Source organism: Acetobacter zythi (assembly GCF_963921165.1).
Taxonomy (GTDB): Bacteria; Pseudomonadota; Alphaproteobacteria; order Acetobacterales; family Acetobacteraceae; genus Acetobacter.
Map to the genome: position 1 here is coordinate 1 of NZ_CAWUEO010000026.1, position 1,261 is coordinate 1,261.

1 protein-coding gene is annotated in these 1,261 nt (G+C 65.2%); it reads right to left on the reverse strand.

The features are described 5' to 3' along the window. On the reverse strand, positions 1–1,261 hold a 1,261-nt coding region (locus tag AABE20_RS10215; RefSeq protein WP_338332969.1), incomplete at both ends, for an AAA family ATPase.

The following is a 1,261-nucleotide window of genomic DNA, read 5'->3' on the forward strand; positions in this document are numbered from 1 at the left end:
TCCACATCGCCGACGATCAGCAACGCGGCGTTGTCAGGCAAGGCGCGCAGCAGGGATCGCATCAGCAGCACATCGACCATGCTGGCCTCGTCCACGACCAGCAGATCGCAGGTCAGCGGGTTGGTATCATCCCGCTTGAAGGTGCCACTGGCCGGATCCGTCTCCAGCAGTCGATGGATGGTCTTGCCTTCCAGTCCGGTGCTTTCCGACAGGCGCTTCGCCGCCCGACCGGTCGGGGCGCAGAGCTGCACGTCCGTGCCCTTGGCGGTCACGATCTTCAGGATGGCGTTGACCAGCGTGGTCTTGCCCACGCCAGGACCACCCGTGATCACCAGCACCTTGCTGTTCAGGGCAAGGCGCACCGCCTCCTGCTGGCTGGGCGCGAGCGCAAGCCCGGTCTTCCGTTCCACCCAGGTCATGGCCTTTCCAGCGTCGATCTCGGGCCAGGGCGGACGGCCGACGACACAGGCACGCAATCGCTCGGCGATGCTCTGCTCCGCGCGATAGAGACCCGCCAGGAAGATGCATCCCGTCTCGCCCACGCTGTCGGCAATAACGTCGCCCGCCTCCAGCTCCAACGTGAGAGCCGTCTCGATCAGGGGTGCCGCGACCTCCAGCAGTTCGGCGGTGCTGGTCAGCAACTCCCGGACCGGCAGGCCACAATGCCCCTCATCCATGGCCTCGCCAAGCGCGTAGGAGATCCCGGCCCGCACCCGGATCATGGCGTCGGCCGCAATCCCCATCTTCCGGGCAATCTGGTCGGCGGTCTTGAAGCCGATCCCCCGGATGTCCTTCGCGAGCCGGTAGGGGTTCTCGCTGATCAGTTGGACCGCGTCCTGCCCGTAGGTCTTGAAGATCCTTACCGCCCGCGAGGTGCCGACGCCGTTGCTGTGCAGAAACAGCATGATCTCGCGGATCACCTTCTGGTCCGCCCAGCCACCGACAATCCGTTCGGCCCGCTTGGGGCCGATGCCCGTCACCTCCCGCAGACGTCCAGGTTCCTGCTCGATCAGGTCGAACACCGCCTCGCCGAACGCTTTCACCAGCTTCTTCGCGTAGACCGGACCGATGCCCCGGATCATGCCGGAGCCAAGATAGCGCTCGATCCCCTCAACCGTGGTCGGCGGACTGGCTTTGAGAAACTCCGCCTTGAACTGCAACCCGTGGGTGTGATCATTGAACCAGCGCCCCGACATCTGCACGAACTCGCCTGCCGAGATCATGGCGGCATGGCCGACAACAGTGACCAGATCGCGCTGCC